The sequence below is a fragment of the Sinomonas atrocyanea genome (assembly GCF_030812675.1).
Lineage (GTDB): Bacteria > Actinomycetota > Actinomycetes > Actinomycetales > Micrococcaceae > Sinomonas > Sinomonas atrocyanea_B.
This window is the reverse complement of the sequence record NZ_JAUSTE010000009.1, coordinates 174,009-191,756: the sequence shown is the minus strand read 5'-3', so window position 1 is coordinate 191,756 and position 17,748 is coordinate 174,009. Positions and strand designations below refer to the sequence as shown.

14 protein-coding genes are annotated in these 17,748 nt (G+C 70.9%); 1 reads left to right on the top strand and 13 read right to left on the bottom strand.

The features are described from left to right. Positions 1-184 precede the first annotated feature (184 nt). Both J2W20_RS13835 and J2W20_RS13830 read right to left on the bottom strand, forming a co-directional pair. A complete protein-coding gene (locus J2W20_RS13835; RefSeq protein WP_307007261.1) occupies positions 185-1,657 on the bottom strand; it encodes an NCS1 family nucleobase:cation symporter-1 in 1,473 nt (490 codons plus the stop codon). Positions 1,658-1,884: 227 nt separating this feature from the next. Then, positions 1,885-2,520: a nucleoside/nucleotide kinase family protein gene (locus J2W20_RS13830; RefSeq protein WP_307007251.1), complete on the bottom strand. Its 636-nt coding sequence runs from the start codon at positions 2,518-2,520 to the stop codon at positions 1,885-1,887. Positions 2,521-2,633: 113 nt separating this feature from the next. On the opposite strand from J2W20_RS13830, the gene J2W20_RS13825 reads away from it, so the two are divergent. Next, positions 2,634-2,762 (top strand): hypothetical protein, encoded by a 129-nt coding sequence (locus J2W20_RS13825; protein WP_307007250.1) that lies wholly within the window; start codon positions 2,634-2,636, stop codon positions 2,760-2,762. Between the two features lie 3 nt (positions 2,763-2,765). Here the strand turns inward: J2W20_RS13825 and J2W20_RS13820 are convergent, their stop codons facing one another. The 11 genes from J2W20_RS13820 to J2W20_RS13770 all read right to left on the bottom strand — a co-directional run bounded on the left by J2W20_RS13820 (position 2,766) and on the right by J2W20_RS13770 (position 17,715). Further along, on the bottom strand, positions 2,766-3,413 hold the full coding sequence (locus J2W20_RS13820; RefSeq protein ID WP_307007249.1) for a 4'-phosphopantetheinyl transferase family protein: 648 nt from the start codon (positions 3,411-3,413) through the stop codon (positions 2,766-2,768). Then, positions 3,413-7,519 (bottom strand): Pls/PosA family non-ribosomal peptide synthetase, encoded by a 4,107-nt coding sequence (locus J2W20_RS13815; protein WP_307007248.1) that lies wholly within the window; start codon positions 7,517-7,519, stop codon positions 3,413-3,415. Before J2W20_RS13815 ends, J2W20_RS13820 begins: the two co-directional genes overlap by 1 nt. A gap of 9 nt (positions 7,520-7,528) precedes the next feature. Further along, entirely contained in the window at positions 7,529-8,908 is a 1,380-nt protein-coding gene (locus J2W20_RS13810) for an aspartate aminotransferase family protein (RefSeq protein ID WP_307007247.1), read from the bottom strand. Positions 8,909-8,972: 64 nt separating this feature from the next. After that, positions 8,973-9,557 carry a hypothetical protein gene (locus J2W20_RS13805; RefSeq protein ID WP_307007246.1) on the bottom strand — a complete coding sequence of 195 codons (585 nt, stop codon included), beginning with the start codon at positions 9,555-9,557 and terminating at the stop codon, positions 8,973-8,975. A 210-nt stretch (positions 9,558-9,767) separates the two neighbouring features. Beyond that, positions 9,768-11,261, bottom strand: coding sequence for an aldehyde dehydrogenase family protein (locus tag J2W20_RS13800; protein ID WP_307007245.1), 1,494 nt, complete (start codon positions 11,259-11,261; stop codon positions 9,768-9,770). Positions 11,262-11,301: 40 nt separating this feature from the next. Beyond that, on the bottom strand, positions 11,302-12,195 hold the full coding sequence (gene dapA / locus J2W20_RS13795; protein WP_307007244.1) for a 4-hydroxy-tetrahydrodipicolinate synthase: 894 nt from the start codon (positions 12,193-12,195) through the stop codon (positions 11,302-11,304). Between the two features lie 47 nt (positions 12,196-12,242). Next, the gene (locus J2W20_RS13790; protein WP_307007243.1) at positions 12,243-13,625 is read right to left on the bottom strand and encodes a protoporphyrinogen/coproporphyrinogen oxidase; all 1,383 of its coding nucleotides are present in this window, start codon (positions 13,623-13,625) and stop codon (positions 12,243-12,245) included. A gap of 19 nt (positions 13,626-13,644) precedes the next feature. Further along, positions 13,645-15,012, bottom strand: coding sequence for an MFS transporter (locus tag J2W20_RS13785; protein WP_307007242.1), 1,368 nt, complete (start codon positions 15,010-15,012; stop codon positions 13,645-13,647). Positions 15,013-15,223: 211 nt separating this feature from the next. After that, positions 15,224-15,907: a GntR family transcriptional regulator gene (locus J2W20_RS13780; RefSeq protein ID WP_307007241.1), complete on the bottom strand. Its 684-nt coding sequence runs from the start codon at positions 15,905-15,907 to the stop codon at positions 15,224-15,226. 3 nt (positions 15,908-15,910) lie between these two features. Then, positions 15,911-16,933, bottom strand: a complete 1,023-nt coding sequence (locus J2W20_RS13775) for a homoserine dehydrogenase (protein WP_307007240.1) — start codon at positions 16,931-16,933, stop codon at positions 15,911-15,913. Then, positions 16,930-17,715 (bottom strand): FadR/GntR family transcriptional regulator, encoded by a 786-nt coding sequence (locus J2W20_RS13770; protein WP_307007239.1) that lies wholly within the window; start codon positions 17,713-17,715, stop codon positions 16,930-16,932. Before J2W20_RS13770 ends, J2W20_RS13775 begins: the two co-directional genes overlap by 4 nt. Positions 17,716-17,748 lie beyond the last annotated feature (33 nt).

Below are 17,748 nucleotides of genomic sequence, written 5' to 3'. Positions count from 1 at the left end.
TTTTTTTGTATGCGACCTCGTTTGGGTGGGCGCGGGGGGGGGGGGGGGGGGGGGGGTGGGGGGGGGGGGGGGGGGGTGGGGGGGGGGGGGGGGGGGGGGGGGGGCGCGCCCGGGGGGGGGGGGGGGGGGGGGGGGCCCCCCCCCACCGCCGTCGTGCTCGTGGAGGCGGACGGACCGGGGAGTCTCAGTGGACGCTGGGGACGGCGATGGCCTCGCCGTCGACGTCCTCGAAGGCCTGCTTCCGGTCGGCCAGCGCGTAGAAGTTCACGGCGGCGATGCCCGCGCCGAAGAACCAGGAGAAGGAGCTCAGGGCGCCCAGGGCCGGGATGAACGCGATCGCGAGGGCCACCGCGGCGGCGGGCACGAGGGCGGCCACGGCCCTGGGGTTGACGCCCCTGCGGTAGTGGTAGGCGCCGGCGGCGTCCTCGGAGTACAGGGCGAGGACGGAGACCTTGCCGCGGCGGACGAGCCAGTAGTCGGCCATGATGACGCCGAACAGCGGGCCCAGCAGGGCACCGAGGCCCCCGAGGAAGTACACGATCACGACAGGGTTGTTGTACAGGTTCCAGGGCAGGATCAGCAGGCCGATGACCGCCGAGACGAAGGCCGCCCTGCGGAAGTTGAGCCTGCGGGGGAAGAGGTTGGTGAGCGCGTAGGTGGGGGCCACGAAGTTGGCCATGAGGTTCACGGCGACGGTCAGGACGAGCAGGGCCGTGCTGGCCGCGGCGAGGAGGAAGGTGTTCGGGATCGAGGCGACCACGTCCGAGGGGCTCTCGATGAGGTGGCCGTCGATCTTGAACTGGGCGCCGGCGAGGACCACGCTGATGGCGCCGAAGAGGAGCATGTTGATCGGGATGCCCCAGAAGTTGCCCTTGACGATCGACTTCTTGGTCCGGGCCGAGCGCGTGAAGTCGCAGAAGTTGAGCACGAACGTGCCGTAGATCGAGACCCACAGGGCGCCGCCGCCGAGGATGTGCAGCCACATGTCGCCACCCGAGAGGTCCTTGCCGGTGCTCCAGGCGATGGAGAAGCCGGCTTTGGCGAACATCCAGACTGCGAGCGCGAGCATGGTCGCGAGGATGATGGGGCCCGCGAAGGCCTCGTACTTGCGGATCATCTCCATGCCGTAGGAGACGATGACGACCTGGACGATCCACAGGAAGACGAAGGCTATCCAGCCGAGCGGGGACAGGCCGAGGATGGAGCCGCCGTCGAGCGGCTTGAGGCCGGGGAAGACGGCGATCACGAGGACGCGCAGCACCACCGAGGCGAGGTACGTCTGGATGCCGAACCAGGCGACGGCCACCCCGCCACGGGTGAGGGCGGCGATCTGGGCGCCGTGGATGCCGAACGCGATCCGGCTCATGACCGGGAACGGCACCCCGGTCTTCTGGCCCATGAATCCCGAGAGGTTCAGGAGGGCGAAGAGGAGGACTGCGCCGACGCCGAGGGCCGCGAGCACCTGCCAGCCGCCGAGGCCGAGGGCGAAGAGCCCGATCGCGAAGGCATAGTTGCCGAGGCTGTGGACGTCGTTGGCCCACAGGGTGAAGATGCTGTAGGCGGTCCAGCTGCGTCCCCTGCGCTGCGTGGGGGCGAGGTCGGTGTTGTAGAGCCGCGGGCTGAGGCCCGCCGGAAGGGTCGCGGTGGTGTGGCTCATGGGTGCCTCCGCTTCGCCTTCGATGTTCAGCTGCTGGACGGCGGTGTCCGGGATGCTGGTCATGGGGGAACTCTCTGGTCTGGGATGGGGGGTCTGCGCTCGAAGGGTGCGATCGCTTGTCCTCGACGGGATGTGATCCCGATCTCTTTGGTATACCAAAGATAGATCCCCCGAAGATGTTCCACAAGAGGGTTTTTTATTTTCGCATTGCGGAATTAGGGAGAGGGTCAGCCCTCTTCGCGGACAACGAGGTCCGCGCGGTGCCGGGCCGCCCTGACGAGGCGCGCGTTGGTCTCGTCCGAGTCGAGCACCCACGCCCGGGCTTGGTCGGGATCCTTCCCGAACTCGATGTGCCGGCGGATGAGCCGGTCAACGCGCACCCCGGGGTCTGCCTCGAGGTACCAGACCTCGCGCAGGCGGGCCCGGGCGGCGGCCCAGGGGGCGTCGTCGAGGAGGAGGTAGTTGCCCTCGGTGATGACGAGGCGCGCCTCCGGCGGGACCTCGATGGCGGCGGCGAGGGGCTGCTCGAGCCGGCGCTCGAACCCGGGCGCGTAGATCACCGAGCCCGCACCGGCGGCGATCCTGCCGAGGAGGGCGGCGTAGCCGTCGGGGTCGAAGGTCTCCGGTGCGCCCTTGCGGTCGAGGAGCCCGAGCCGGGACAGCTGGACATCGGCGAGGTGGAACCCATCCATCGGCACGTGCGCTGCCCAGCCTTCGCCGTGTGAAGAGCGCAGCCTGTCGAGGAGCCGCTCGGCGAGCGTCGTCTTGCCGGCTCCGGGCTCGCCGCAGATGCCGAGGATGGCCCGTCCGCCGCCGTCCGGGACGAGGGCGGCGGCGCGGCGTGCGAGCGCGTCGAGGTTCATCAGCCGTTCGGCGCCGCGGCGGGATCGGACTCGAGCTGGTCCATGAGCCAACCCTAGCCGCCTCGACCGCGTGCCTCGCCCGAAACGGGCCCTCGGACCTCTACGGTCTTGGAGTGGCCACGGATGAGGAACTCGAGGGCCAGACGTCCATCGAGGAGGCGCTGGCGGACCTCGGCGAGCCCTGGACTGCGCCGGCCGACGCGGACCCGGACTCCGACTCGGGCGAGCCCACCCTCTTCTGAGCGCTAGGCCGGGACGACCACGGACGTGGCGACCACCCCGTGCGCAGCCGTCCACCGCCCGGCGAAGCCCGTCAGCTCGACTCCTGCGACGACGGGCCCCGCCACGAGGAGCCCGGCGCGGAACCGGCCGCCCGGACGGAACTCGACGAGCACCTCCTCGAATCCCAGCCACCTCCCCGTCAGGGGATACCAGGCCTTGTACACGGCCTCCTTCGCGCTGAACAGGAGTCGGTCTGCCGCCACGCCCCTCCAGGCGCCCGGGGCCTTGGCCGCCCGCTCCCCCGCGCACGCAACGAGGTCCAGGACGCCGGCGGGCAGCGGCGCGTTCGGTTCGGCGTCGATGCCGAGGCTCGCAACCGCCCGGGACGGGGCCACCGCCGCGGCCCTGTAGTGAGGGCAGTGGGTCATGCTCCCGACGATCCCGGCCGGCCACACCGGAGCGCCATCGGCTCCCGGGACGAGGGGCGCCGGGGCCATGCCGAGCTCAGCGAGGGCCTCGCGGGCACACGCGCGCACGCCCGCAAAGTCGGCCCTCCGCGCCGCCGTGCAGCCGGCCACCGCCTCGACCTCCTCGGGGAAGAGCACGACGCCGGCCCGGTCGCCGAAGCGTTCTTGGGCCCGGACCGCCGCCGGCAGGATGGCCCGCAGCATCAGGTCCGCCGTTGCCCGGACGACTCCGACGCCAGCGCCGGGAGCAGCTGGGCAGGGTTGCCGCCGAATCTGGCGGCGGCCGGCACGTCCTCGCCCTTCATGACGAAGGAATCCGGCTCGACGACCGTCCCGTCGCCGAGGCTCACGCCGTAGTGGACGAACGCCTTGACGCCGAGCGTGCAGCCGGAACCGATAGCGCTTTCACCAAGCTTGAAGGCCCCTCCCTCCATCGAATGGCACTGGATCTCGCTCAGCGCATTGAACGTGCAGTCGTCACCGATGGTGACCGTTGTCTTTTCCGGAATCCCGCAGCCGTCGTCGAACAGCCGGCGGCCGACCTTCGCACCCAGGATCCTCCAGAGCGCCCCTTTGAACGGCGTACCGTTCAACGCCATCATGTAGGCGTCGTTGCCGAGCTTCCAGAAGCGCTCGTGCTGCCAGAATTCGCGCTGATAGATCGAGCAGAACTTTGGCACGAGCCGGCGGAATCCGCGGCCAGCGCATTCGACCACCGCGTAATAGCAGATGGTGAAGAGGAAGATCGCCAGGACCGCCCCTGTTGCCGTCAGCACGGCCTGAGCCCGGTCGATTGTCAGGGCAAAAGTGCCGATCAGCAAGGTCGCGAAGGTGTATCCTTCGCGCGCCAGCAGGAAGAGCAGGATCGTCACGGCATTGTGCCAATTCTTCGCCCTCAGCGCGGCCGTGAATGCAGGTCCGCTCTTGAGCTCGTCAAAGGCGGCGTCGGACTGGACGCTCCGCGGGATCTCGAAGCTCGGCGACCCCAGGAGTCCGACGTTCTGCCGAAGAGGTCCGTCGAGCGGAACCATCGCCTTGGTGGCGAGGAGGCAGTTGTCCCCGGCCTTGGCGTCCGGAGGGTAATGGACGTTGTTCCCCAAGAAGCTTCCCGCGCTGATTGACACCGGCGAAATCCGGAACGAGCTGCTCGAGAACTGCGCGCTCATGACTGACAGGCCATCCGCGACCATCGTGCCGCTCCCTACCGTGCAGGCGAAGGGGCTTTCATGCTTGACCTCGGGGCCAAAGTTGGAGCCGGTCTGCACCAAATCCGGCATCTTGTAGCCGACCAGCCGAAGATAGTGCGCGATGAGGGAGCTGTCGCCTGTGAGCTGGAGGAGGAATTTCAGGTTGGTGAGACGGCCGATTGCGCGATGGAGCCCGTAGTGCAGACCGTACAGCGGGTAGACCGTGCCCGGCCTGAGCAGGAGATTCATCACCCGGGGGACCACCGCGATGCTGAGGAGGAGCGCTGCGATCAGCCCGGTCAGCACGAGGGAGGCGATGCCGAGCAGGCGGAGGTAGTAGGCAAGATTGCCGGTGTCAACTCCAGCAGCATCGACGGCGAGCGGAACCAGGACCATGGCCACGCTGGTTCCGGCCGGGATGACGAGTAAGACGGTGAAGACGAGATTCCATGCGCCATAGAGGAATCTGCGGGCCGTGCCGCAGGGGGCCGGCGGGGCCCCGCTGTAGTCGACCGCACAGGGCTGGGCCGGAGATCCGTGCCACGACTGGTGGTCGGGGATGGCCTGCCCGGCGTAGAGGGCGGACGCGTGGCCGAGCTGGGCGTAGTCCCCGACCCTGGCGCCGAGGTCCACCACGGTGGCCTCGCCGATCACTGCGCCCTCGCCGACCGTGACGGTGCCCGTCTGGATCATCCCGTCGAGCGCGCGGTAGCAGTTGAGGCTCGCATCCTTGCGGACCACGGTCCGGGCCGCGACGGTGAGCAGGTCAGTGCACACCGGGACCTCGGTGGTGAAGACCGTCGCGCCGCGGCCGATTCTGGCCCCCAGTGCCCGCAGGTACAGCACGTACAGGGGTGAGCCAGCCAGCAGCCGCATCGGGCTGCTGCGGATCACGGCGCGAACGAGCCAGAACCGGAAGTAGCGCATGGACCACACGGGGAACTCGGTGGTCCGCCACCGGCCGATGATCAGCCACTTCGCTGCCACGGGCAGCAGGCACAGGGCGGCGTACACCACGCCCCCAAAGAGCGTGGCGCGCAGCCACCGGTCCAGCGGGTCGGCAGCGGCACTGAGGTACTGGAAGCCGGTGGCCATCCCGAAGCCGGCCAGGAAGGCCCCGAGGACATAGGTCAGCGCCTGGAGGGTCCCGCAGAGCACGTACTGGAACGTCGTGGCGCGCGGCGGCGCCGTCGGCGTCAGGGGGGAGGCCGCTGCAGCGGCTGCCGGGGCCGGGGCTGACGGCGTGGACATGGCGAGCGACCGGACCGTCGGGTGAAGGTAGATGTCCTTCATCGAGACCGGCACGAGGCCGGGATCCTTCCTGACGATTGCGCAGAAGCGCGCCATGGTGATCGAGCTCGCGCCGAGGTCGGCGAAGAAGTCGGCCTCGACTGAGACCGTCGGCTCCCCGAGGGCCTCGGCGAGCGCGCCAGCGAGCTTCGCCTCCCGGTCCGTGGCCGGCGGCGCGGGCGCGGGCGCGGCGGCGTCGCCCCGCCGGCCGGGCGGGGGCAGCCGCCGGCGGTCCACCTTGTCGCTGGGCAGCAGCGGGAAGGCGTCCAGCTCCTGCAGGAAGGCCGGCCGCATGTACGCGGGCAGGGCGCGCCGGAGGTGGTCGCGCACGACGGCGGGTTCCACACTGCCGCCGTCGCGCCGCCTGCTGTAGTACGCAGCGAGCTCGACGACCCCGGGGCTCGGCTCGTGGGTGACGACGGCGGCCTGGGCGACGCCGGGGACCTGGAGGATGACGGATTCGACCTCGGCGAGCTCGATCCGGTAGCCGTGGACCTTGACCTGGGAATCGATCCGGCCGTGGTACTCGATCTCTCCGTCGGCATTGATGCGGCCCAGATCGCCGGTGCGGTAGATCCGGTGGCTCGGATTGTCGGGGAGGTCCAGGAAGTCCGGGATGAAGGCCTTCTGGGTCAGGTCCGGACGGTTGACGTAGCCGCGGGCCAGGCCGACCCCGGCAAGCCCGATCTCGCCGAGCTCGCCGGCTCCCACGGTGCTGTTGCTCTCGACGTCGAGGATCACTGCCGCATAGGTCGGAAGGGGCGTGCCCAGAGTCGGCGCGCGGTGCGGGTCCACCACCGACCACGTGGCGGTGACAGTGGCCTCGGTGGGCCCGTACACGTTGAGGAACCGGCGCTCGGGCCGGTGCCAGCGCTCCACGAGGTCCGGCGGGCACGCCTCTCCGGACACGAGCAGGAACCGCAGGCCCGGGACGTCGTCCTCGATGGTGGACAGGAGGGTGGGGACGCAGCACAGGGCCGTGACCGTGCGGCGCTGCAGGAACTCGGCGAGCTCGATCCCCACGAGGCTCGTGCTGCCGTCCTTGGGCACGAGGGTGGCGCCGCTCATCCAGGGGACCCAGATCTCCTCGACGGAGAAGTCGAAGGCCGTGGTCATGCCCTGGTAGACCCGGTCGTCCGCCTGGATCCCGTAGACGCCCGCGGCCACGCGGACAAAGTTGCAGATGCTGGCGTGCTCGACCGCGACCCCCTTGGGCCTGCCCGTCGACCCGGAGGTGTAGATGATGTACGCCAGCTGGTCCTGCTCCGGGCCGCGCTCGTCGCCGCTGAGGCGCCACGGCGACTCGGAGCCGATCGTCGCCTCCTCCTCGTCGAGGTACACGGCCCGGGCTGTCCCCTCCGGCACCACGTCGCGGAGGTGGGACTGCGAGAGCAGGGTGGTCACGCCGGCGTCGTCCATGATGTAGGAGAGCCGCTCCGGCGGGAACGCGACGTCCAGCGGCACGTACGCGGCGTGCGCCTTGAGCACGGCCAGCATGGCCGCATAGGTGAACACGGGCTGGTCGAACAGCAGCGCCAGCCGGTCCCCCGCCCGCACGCCGCGGGCGCGGAGGCGGCGGGCGAGCCGGTTGGTCCAGGCGTCGAGCTGGTCGTAGGTGAGGGTGAGCCCTCCGGCGTCGACCGCCAGCCTGTCGCCGTGCCCCGCGTCCCGGAGGCGGTCGCAGGCCTCCTCGAAGAGGGTCTCGAGCCGCTCGCCCGGGCGCCACCGGATCCCGTCGTCGCCCGAGGCTGCGAGGAGGACGTTCCCGCGCGGGCTGCTGTCTCCGGAGCCGGCACGGGCTGGGGCCTCCCGGGTCGCGAGGTGCTTGGGCATGGTGGCCTCCTACGCGCCCGGCTGGGCCGCGACTTCCTCGGTGACCGCGTCGCGGAGGATCGCGCAGGCGGTGGCGACGACCTCCTCCGTGACGTTAAGCGGGGGCAGGAGGCGTACCACGCAGTCCTGCCGTCCGCCGCATTCGAGGATCAGCCCGTGCTGGAGGGCGGTGAGCTGGATGCGGCGGGCGAGGTCACCGGCGGGCTCGCCTGAGACCGGGTCCGCCATCTCGATGCCCCACATGAGCCCGCGCCCGCGCACGTCGCGGACCCAGGGGCTGGCCGTGAGCGGTTCCAGCAGCGCGACGATCTGCTCTCCGCGGGCGCGGACGTTGCCGAGGATGTTGTCCCGACGCATGATCCGCACTGCGGCGGTCCCGGCGGCGAAGGCCAGCTGGTTGCCGCGGAAGGTCCCCGTGTGCGCGCCGGGTGCCCACACGTCGAGGGACTTCCTGTAGAAGATGACGGCCACGGGCAGCCCGATCCCACTCAGCGCCTTCGAGGCCACGATGACGTCCGGCTCGAGGTCGTACTGCTCGAAGGCGAACCAGGTCCCGGTGCGGCCATAGCCTGCCTGCACCTCGTCGACGATGAGGGGCACCCCGAGCTCATGGGCCACGCGCCCCACGCGGCGCGCGAACTCGGGAGTGGCCGGGATCACGCCACCCTCGCCCTGGATTAGCTCGAGGATCACGGCCGCGGGCCGGGGCACTCCCCCGTTGCTGTCGTGGAGCGACCGGTCGAGGTAGACGGCGCAGTTCGTGTCGCAGGTCTCGGGCGTCAGTCCGAGCGGGCAGCGGCTGCAGTAGCTGTAGGGGAAGAAGTGGACGCCGGGCATCTGGTTGCTGACCGGTTCCTTCTGCTCGAGGAGGCCGGTCACAGCCATGGCGCCGGCAGTGCTGCCGTGGAAGCCGCCCTGGAACGAGACGATGTCCCCGCGCCCGGTGGCCGTCTTGCACAGCTTGATGGCGGCCTCGACCGCGTTGGCGCCCGTCGGCCCGCAGAAGTGCACCCTCATGGAGTCGCGCAGGGACTCGGGGAGCGTGGACAGGGCAGCCTGCGTGAACTCCTCCTTGAGCGGGGTGGGAAAGTCCAGCCCGTGCGTCAGCCGTGCCAGCTGGTCCGTCACCGCGTCCGCGAGCTCCGGATGGTTGTGGCCCAGCGAGAGCACGCCCGCACCGGCGAGGAAGTCGATGAAGACGTTCCCGTCGACGTCCCGGACGAAGGACCCGGAGGCCTCCTCGAGGGCGATCGGGAGGTGGCGGGGGTAGGTGCGCGCGGCCGACTCGACGTCGTCCTGGCGCGCCAGCATCCGCGCCGAGACCGGCCCGGGCAGCGGTCCGGCGACCCGAGGCCCGCGGAAGGTGTCCGAATCTGGGGTGACAGTCATGGACAGCGCCTCGTTTCTCTCATCGCGGCGGGAAGGCGGACTGTGATCGTGGGGGACGGTGCGTTCAGGCCGTCCGGCGGCCGAGGTGGAGCCCCGCATCGAGTGCGTCGATCGCCTCGGGGACCCGGGCGGCGGGTATCACCACGGCCAGGCAGAAGTCCGAGACCGAGATCGGGCCGGTCGGGATGCCGGCGGCCGAGAGGATGGCGACGAAGTCGGGCACGATGGTCGAGGCGGACCGCAGCCCGTTCCCCTTCAGCGAGAGCTTGGCCGCGTCGTCCCGGTAGCGCAGCCCGCTGAACCCGATGGACGTCCTCCGGCGGCGCAGGGCCTCCATGGCCCGCGGCCGGTCGCGCACGGGCGAGGTGAACATGATGTCCCTCATGCCGTCCCCGGGCATCGGGCCGCTCTCGGAGAACATGTCCACGCCCGTTCCGGCCTCGGCGAGGGCCAGCAGGACGGCCGCGACGCGGTCAGCACCGCCAGGGCTGCCCGCGACGGTGATCTCGGCGACCGGGCCGTCCACGCTCAGGCCGGAGATCTCGGCCTCCTCCGTGAACGGTCTGTGCCGGGGAGGCTCCGTCAGGAGCCCGCCCTCCGGTCCCGGCGCGGCACTCCTGCGGGTCCCGGAGTAGCTTCCGCGTGGCACCAGGAACAGTTTTGCGGCGCGGAAAAGCGTCGATAACGTGACCATGTCGGGCCTCCTCACAGTGCGCCCTACCGGTCTGAGTTGCCCCCTCGCCTCAGTCGCTGCGGCTCTGCTACAAGAGTGGAAGCATTGCTCGGGCCGCTGGAGGGGAAAAGGTCCTGTCCCTTCCAGCGGCCCGGATGTTACTGCTGGGGCACGTGGCGCTCGGCCTCAGCGGCCGTGGCTGTACATGACGTGCTTGGTCCGGGAGAAGTCCTCGAGGGCGTAGAGGGAGAGGTCGCGGCCGTAGCCGGATCCCTTGAATCCGCCCCAGGGGGCCTCGGTCGCGATGACCAGATGGGAGTTGACCCAGACCGTGCCGAAGTCGAGCCGGCGCGGGATCGAGAGCGAACGGGCTGCGTCCGCAGTCCAGACCGAGGCCGCCAGGCCGTAGACGGTCTCGTTGGCCCGGGCCACGGCCTCCTCGTCGGTGCTGAACGTCTCCACCGACACGACCGGGCCGAAGATCTCGTTCCGGACGATCCCGGCGCCGGGCGGGACGTCGGTGACGACGGTGGGCTCGATGAAGTAGCCCGGGCCCTCGAGGGCGTGGCCGCCGACGGCGACCGTGAGCCCCTCGGCGCGGATCCCGTCGAGCGCCGCGAGGACCCTGCGGTGGTGAGCGGCGGAGATCATGGATCCCATCTCGGCGCCGGTGCCGGGACTGCCGACGGTGATCGCCGCGACCTCCCGCACCAGCAGCTCGGTGAAATCCGCGGCAACGGACTCGTGGACGAGCACGCGGCAGGCGGCCCCGCATTCCTGGCCGGCGTTCCAGAAGCCGGCCGAGCGGACGCCGCGGGCGGCCGCCTCGAGGTCGGCGTCCCCGAACACCACAACGGGCGCCTTGCCGCCCAGCTCGAGGTGGACGCGCTTGACGGTTGCCGCCGCGGTGGCGGCGACCTTCTCCCCGCTGCCGACGCTGCCGGTGATCGCCACGAGGTCGACGTCGGGGTGCTCGGAAAGCCGCTGGCCCACGACGCGGCCGGTTCCGGTGACAATGTTCAGCACGCCCGCCGGCACCTCGCCCGCGATGAGCTCGGCCAGCTTGAGCGTTGTCAGCGGGGTCTGCTCGGAGGGCTTCAGGACGAGGGTGTTGCCTGCGCCGAGGATCGGTGCGATCTTCCACGCCGCCATCAGCAGCGGGTAATTCCACGGGGTGATGACGCCGACCACCCCGACGGGCTCCCGGTAGACGACCGACGTGTGGCCCTTCGCGTAGTCACCGGCGCCGAGGGCGGTGAAGGCGCGCGTGGCCCCGGCCGAGAACCGGAAGGTGTCGATCGCGCTCGAGATGTCGTCCTCGGCCACCGCCTCTGGCTTGCCGGTGTTCGCGGCCTCGAGGGCCTCGAGCTCCTCACGGTTGCCCTCGATGAGGTCTGCGATGCGCAGCAGCACGGCGGATCGCTCGGCCGGGGTGGTCTGGGCCCACTCGGCCTTCGCCGCGACGGCGGCCGCCACCGCGGCGTCCACATCCTCCACCGAGCCAGCCGGGACCCGCATGAGGAACTCCTCGGTGGCCGGATTCTCCACCTCGGAGACGGCGCCGGAGCCCGGGGCCACGAAGGCGCCGTTGATGAAGTGGCCGAACGGTGGCAGCGACGGCGCGGGGGCGCTCTCCGCCCGCTGGACGGTGAACGATTCGGCGGCTGCTGATGTGGTCATGGTTCCTCCTGTGGTCGAGGGAATCGGGGGCTGCTCCGGGCTACGCGACCGGCTGACGGAGCGAGGCGAGGGCCCGCTCGAGGCGGGCGTGGTCCGCGGCGGTGAGCGGCGCCGTCGGACGTCGCGGAGAGCCGGCGGGGAGCCCCTGGAGGGCGAGGCCCGCCTTGACGGCCGGGATGAAGGGGGCGGAGAGGAGGGCGTCGATGACCGGGTACACGCAGTTCCACGTCTCCCGGGCGCCGGCGAGGTCGCCCTCGGCGATGCGCCGGGCGACGGCGACGATCTCCTCGGGCACGACGTTGGCGGTGCCGGCCATGACGCCGGCGGCGCCCTCCACGAGGGCGCTGTAGAGGTAGGCGTCCCAGCCGATGAAGGTGCCGATCACGTCGCTGTGGTGGTGGATCAGCTGGAGCGCCTGCTCCCAGTCGGCGCTCGAGTCCTTGATGTAGCGGATGTTCCCCACGCGCTCGGCCAGCGAGCGGACCGTGGCGGGATCAAGGTTGACGCCCGTCACGGCGGGGATGTTGTAGAGCATGACGGGGAGGTCGACGGCGGCGGCGACGTCCTCGATGTAGGTGACCGTCTCCTCCACGGAGAGCGGCTCGTAGTAGGGGGTGACGAGCATGAGCACGTCGGCGCCGGAGGCCTGGGCGTGCTTCGAGAGGCGGATCGCCTCGGCGGTGGAGGTGGCTCCGGTCTGGGCGATGACCGGGACACGGCCGGCGGTGTGCTCGATGACCGTGTCGATCAGGAGCAGGCGCTCCTCGGAGGAGAGGGCGCCCACCTCGCCGGTGGAGCCGGCGGCGACGACGCCGTCGACGCCGGCGTCGATCGAGCGGTCGACGACGCGGCGGAGGGCTGCGACGTCGATCGCCTCGTCGGCGTCGAAGGGGGTGGTGAGGGCGGTGAGGACACCGCGGAGGTCCTTGGACATGAGTGATTCCTTCGGTGGGTGGTGTTCGTGGGTCTCTTCAGGCGCCGTCAGGCGACGGACTTCACGGCGCTGGGGCGCGCCTGGCGCGCGGTGGCGAGCAGGCTCGCGGCCTCCTGCGCGGCGGAGAAGCCGGAGGTGATGGAGCTCTCCGTGTAGAGCGTGCCTAGGAAATCGCCGGCCAGGAAGACGCGGTCGGCGCCGCGCATGAGGGTGGACTGGATCTTGGCCCGCCCGGGGAAGCAGTAGGGGGAGGCGACCTTCCACCGTTCGGTCCGGGCCTCGACCACGCTGTCGGCGAAGCCGTGGCCGAGGACTTGGTCGAGGTCGGCGAGGTGGGTCGCGATGACCTCCTCCTCGCTCTTCTCGAGAAGGGCCCGGCCCAGGCTGGCGGGGGAGAACGTCATGAAGCTGCCGCCGGGCTGGCGCACGGACTCGGTGCCGCGGACGATGCTGGCCTGGTTCAGGGCGATCGCGAACGAGCGCTTCGGCGCGGCGATCGCGTAGATGTCGTCCCAGGGGCGCGGGCCCTCCTCGTCGGTGAGGAAGGCGGTGCTGACGTGGGGGCCGTACTTGATCTGGCCGAGGGCTCCGCGGAGGTCCTCGGGCAGGTCCACCCCGATCCGGTGCGAGACGTCCGCGGTGGTGGCGAGGACGACGGCGCGGGCCTCGACCTCGCGCTCGACCCCGTCCTGGGTGTAGCGGACGAGGACGGAGTTCTTCCGGTGGACGACCTCGTGCACGGCGGCGCCGAGCTGGATGCGGTCGCCGAGCGCCACGGCGATGGACTCGGTCAGGGTCGAGGGGCCGCCCACGATCCCGCGGTTGAGGCCCTGGCCGAAGCCGAGGACGAGGCTGAAGTATCCGATGCCGGCGCCGGCGGAGATCTGGTCCATGTCCCCCGCCGAGCGGGTGACCGTGGTCTTGAACAGGGCCGCGGCGTCGTCGTCGATGCTGCCGATGAAGTCCTGGAACGAGGTGGTGTTCTCGAAGTCGTAGATGCGCTGCTGGCGCTGGGCGCCGGACTCCCCGGGGCGCTTGCGGACCACGCCGGTGTACTTGGCGACCCCGGCCACGACCTTCATGCCGGCCCTGAGGGTGTCGAAGCGGCCCCGGAGGGACATCGGGATGCGGAACGGGTAGGTCGCGATGTGCCCCTTGCGGATGAACTTCCCGTTCATCGACAGGGCCTGGAGGGAGCCCGGGATCTCGACGGCGGAGACGCCGACCTCGTTCAGCAGCGAGTCGGTGGAGGAGCCGGGGCCGGCGAAGACGTGGCCTCCCCAGTTCAGCCAGTACGGGCCGCGCCGCTCCGAGCGGATCCTGCCGCCGACGCGTGTGTCGGCCTCGAGCAGGAGGGTGTCCCAGTGGCGCAGGCGCCAGCCGGCTGAGAGGCCTGCGAGTCCGGCACCGACGATGACTACGTCTTTCATGTCCTTTGCGTTCTTTCTTCTAGGAGCGGGAGAGCTTGGGGGAGCGGGCGCGGACCCGGCGCGGCTGGGGGGCGGTGAGGGCTGCGCTCTCGGTGAGCGAGAGCCCGCGGGTCTCCGGGGCCCAGACCAGCGAGATCAGGGCGCCGAGGAGGGTGATCACGCCGGCGATGATCATGGTGGTGCCGATGCCGAGGCCGGTGAGGGCGAGCGGGACGAGGTAGGTGCCGGCGGCTGCGCCGATGCGGGAGAGCGAGGAGGCCAGGCCCACCGCGGAGCCGCGGATCTCCGTGGGGAAGAGCTCGTTGGGGTAGACCCACTGCATGATCTGTGTGCCGCCGATGAGCACGGCGTAGCCGGCGAAGAGGGCCATGATGGCCACGGTCGGGGCGCTGGGGAACAGGCCGAGCAGGAGCAGGGCGATGCCGGACCACAGGAAGCTGTGGATCATGAGCGGCCGGCGCCCCATCTTGTTCACGAGCAGGACGGCGACGATGCAGCCGATCATGAACATGATGGTGATGACCGCGGAGCCGATCTGGCCCATGCTGCCGTCGAGGTGCAGGGCGCCCAGGATGGCGGGGGCGAAGGCGTAGACGGCGAAGAGCGGGACGACCGAGGCGGTCCAGAAGATCGTGACGAACGCGATCCGGCCGCCGTAGCCCGAGCGGAACAGGGCCTTGACGTCAAGGTTCTCCTTGACCTCGTCCGGCAGGTCCGACACGGTGACACTGGGGCCGAAGACGGTCTGCAGGGACGCGTTGGCCTCCTCGATGCGGCCCTTGCCCGCGAGCCAGCGCGGGGATTCCGGGGTGCCGATGCGGGCCAGGACGATCGCGATCGCGGGGAGGGCGGCGCTGGCGAGCATCCAGCGCCAGCCGTCCGGTCCGAGCAGGGTCAGCAGCTCGCCGACGACGTAGGCCACGGCCGCGCCGACGAACCACATCGTCACGAACAGGCCCAGGAGCGGGCCACGGTACTTCCGCGGCGAGAACTCGGCCAGCAGGGACGTCGCGATCGGGTAGTCCGCCCCGACCGCCACCCCGATGAGCAGGCGCAGGACGAACAGCCAGCCGAAGTCGCCCACGAAGAACTGCAGGGCGGAGAAGACAATGATGGCGATGAGGTCGACCGTGAAGAGGACCTTCCGGCCGAACTTGTCGGTCAGCCAGCCGCCGAGGAACCCGCCGAAGAGGATGCCGACGAGGGACGATGCGCCCACCAGGCCCTGCTGGCCGTCGTCCAGGTGCCATTGCGGGGTGAGCTGGGCGAGAGCGACTCCGATGATCGAGAGCACGTAGCCGTCGAGGAACGGGCCCCCGGAGGAGAACAGGGCAAGCTTTTTGTGGAAGGTGGACAGCGGGGCGTCGTCCAATGCGTTCTTCGTCATTGAAAACTCCTTGGTGATATGGCACCGCGAGAGGGCGTCTGAAGGAAGGACCGAGACGTCGACCCCTGTGCTGCACATCCAGGGCCCCGGGTCGCTGTGTGATCTACGCCTCACCACCAGATTAGAATTTGATCAAAGATCGCGCAAGACTTTTTGATCAAAGATCTAGCTAGGTGGCAGGGCTCGCACCTGCCGACATGGCCTCAGCTGCTCAGTGGCCGTCCCGCTGGGCGGCGAGGAGCGCGCGGATGCGGTCCGTGGCGTTGGCGAGCGAGGCATCGTTGATCCGTGCCGCGGCCGCGGCATCGTGGCCCCGGGCGGCGGCGATGAGGTCCTGCTGGTAGCGCCAGAGCACGTCGTCCTCCTGGCGCTCGAGGCTCCCCTGGGCGCCCACCATCTTGTAGGCCCGGCACTGCTGCCACAGGCTCCGGATCATCTGCACGAGCACCGGGTTCCCGGCCGCCCGGTAGAGGATCTCGAGCAGCGCTTCATCGTGGTCGAGGAGCGCCGCGGCCTGATGCTCGTCGATGGCCTTGCGCATGAGGTCGTACTCGGCCTGCATCCTGTCGCAGTCCTCCGGGCTGACCCGCTCGCTCCCGAGCCGGGCCGCCTCGACCTCGAGGAGGCGTCGGACGTCGTAGACATGCAGCAGCTCCCCAAGCGTGAGGGACTTCACGACCGCGCCGCGGTGGGGCTGCCGCTCCACCATGCCGGCCTCTTCGAGGCGGCGGATCGCCTCCCGCACCGGCATCGGGCTGGTCCCGACCTGCTCCGCAAGCTCCCGGACGGTCAGCCGGGTCCCGCCGGGCAGGTCACCGCTGAGGATCGCCTCATGGATCGTCTCGTAGACCTGATCCGTCAGCAGGGCGGGCTCGGCCTTCCGGGAGATCGGCATAGATCAAATATACAAATGCTCCGGACCGCGCTCGGCCAAGAGGTGCTCGAAGTCCTTGAGCGCGGCGGCGGCGGTAGCCCGGGGGTCCGAGGCACCGCCGGTCACCGTCAGGGTCCCCATCTCGGCGGTCACCGCGCGGAGGCCCTTCATGCTCCCGCGCAGCTGGGCGAACGGGTGGCTCCCCCCGTAGAGGCGGAGCCCTACCCCGGCGCGGAACCCGCCGCCGTCGTGCTCGGCGAAGCCGACGAGCCGCGGCGTCAGGCCCTCGGACGCCCACCGGGCGATGTCACCGGGAGTCACCGCCGCGATCCCCTCCCGCGGGAGGTCCTCGAGGCGCAGGCCCGCGTCGAGGACGGCGTTAGCGATGATGACCAGCTTGGCGGCGGTGTCCCAGCCGTCGACGTCGAAGCGGGGGTCCGGCTCGGCGATGCCCCGGGCCTGGGCGAGCGCCACCGCGTCCGCCAGCCCGAGGCCGGCGGTGGCCATCTGGTCGAGGACGAAGGTGGTGGTTCCGGTCAGGACCGCTTCGAAGCCGTGGAGCGTGGCGCCGGCGAGGCTGTGCGCGAGGAGGTCCACGGTGGGCAGGGCCGAGGCGGCGGCGCCGCTGAAGCGCAGGCTTCCGCCGTGCTCGCCGGCGAGGCGCAGGAGCCCGCGGAGGTCGACGACGAGCGCGCCCTTGGACACCGCGATGGCGTCCAGGCCGTGCGCGAGGGCCCAGCGGAGGTAGCCCAGGGCTGGGCCGCCGGTGGCGTAGTCGCTGGGTCCGGCCTCGATCAGCACGTCGGGGCGGAGGGCGTCGAGGAAGGCCTCGCCGGTGAGGCCCGGCACGAAGCCGCCGCGGTCGGCGAGCCGTTCTGGCGCGAGGCCCGTGGCATCGATGAGGCCCCCAGCCGAGCCGCAGACCCCAGTGATCCTCGCGTGGACGCCGTGGCGCGACCGGTAGGCCGCAGCGCGTGCCTGGAGCATGCCGGCGACCTCCCGGCCTATCCGGCCGTAGCCCGTGACCGCGACGTCGACGGTCCTCACGCCGGCGCGCCCCTGTGGGACGAGGCGTCGCCGAGAGCTGCGCCGCCGTCCGGCGCGTGGAGCTCGCTGAGCTCGGCCATGGTGCGCGTCATGATGGCGCGCATGGCGGCGTAGGCGGCGTCGGGGTCGGAGCGCTGGACGGCGGCGGCCACGTCCATGTGGAGCTGGAGCGCGTCCGGGTGGGGGCGGGAGGGCATGAGGCCGAAGTGGGTGCGCCCTGCCAGGACCTCGGCGACGCTGGGGTGCAGCGCCGCGAACATCTCGTTGCCCGAAGCGGCGAGGATGAAGCGGTGGAACTCAGTGTCCACCCGCAGGAAGCGCTCGGCATCCTCGCTCTGGCCCGCGGCCCACAGCTCCCCCGCGAGCTCGAGGAGCTGCGCGGTCTCGCCCTCGCTCGCGCGGGTCGCGGCCAGGCGGGCGGCCTCGGGCTCGACGGCGCCGCGCAGTTCGGTGAGCGACCGGAGCTGGGCGAAGCGGCCCGCAGAGGCCAGCCGCCACTGGATCACCCGGGGCGCGAAGACGTTCCACTCGTTGGCCGGGAGGATCTGGATGCCCAGCCGCCGGCGCATGGCCACGAGGCCCATGGCGGCGAGGACGCGGAGCGCCTCGCGGACCACCGAGCGGGAGACGGCGTAGCGCTCCTCGAGCTCCTCGATCTGGATCACGCTGCCCTCGGCGAGGGCCCCCTCGGCGATCGCCGATCCGAGGCTCTCCACGAGCTTGGTGTGGAGGCCACCCGACTCGGAGGGTCCCGCCCGACGCGGCGAACCTGCCTGTGCCATGGCGCTCCTTCCCCGTCCTGTTCCCTCCGTTGG

Bases quoted from the DNA above. Each gene is read 5' to 3' on its own strand.
- J2W20_RS13785 (WP_307007242.1), bottom strand. From the start codon at position 15,012: ATGACGAAGAACGCATTGGACGACGCCCCGCTGTCCACCTTCCACAAA.
- J2W20_RS13820 (WP_307007249.1), bottom strand. From the start codon at position 3,413: ATGCTGCGGGCCATCCTGCCGGCGGCGGTCCGGGCCCAAGAACGCTTC.
- J2W20_RS13810 (WP_307007247.1), bottom strand. From the start codon at position 8,908: ATGACTGTCACCCCAGATTCGGACACCTTCCGCGGGCCTCGGGTCGCC.
- J2W20_RS13815 (WP_307007248.1), bottom strand. From the start codon at position 7,519: ATGCCCAAGCACCTCGCGACCCGGGAGGCCCCAGCCCGTGCCGGCTCC.
- J2W20_RS13800 (WP_307007245.1), bottom strand. From the start codon at position 11,261: ATGACCACATCAGCAGCCGCCGAATCGTTCACCGTCCAGCGGGCGGAG.
- J2W20_RS13770 (WP_307007239.1), bottom strand. From the start codon at position 17,715: ATGGCACAGGCAGGTTCGCCGCGTCGGGCGGGACCCTCCGAGTCGGGT.
- J2W20_RS13830 (WP_307007251.1), bottom strand. From the start codon at position 2,520: ATGAACCTCGACGCGCTCGCACGCCGCGCCGCCGCCCTCGTCCCGGAC.
- J2W20_RS13790 (WP_307007243.1), bottom strand. From the start codon at position 13,625: ATGAAAGACGTAGTCATCGTCGGTGCCGGACTCGCAGGCCTCTCAGCC.
- dapA (WP_307007244.1), bottom strand. From the start codon at position 12,195: ATGTCCAAGGACCTCCGCGGTGTCCTCACCGCCCTCACCACCCCCTTC.
- J2W20_RS13780 (WP_307007241.1), bottom strand. From the start codon at position 15,907: ATGCCGATCTCCCGGAAGGCCGAGCCCGCCCTGCTGACGGATCAGGTC.
- J2W20_RS13835 (WP_307007261.1), bottom strand. From the start codon at position 1,657: ATGAGCCACACCACCGCGACCCTTCCGGCGGGCCTCAGCCCGCGGCTC.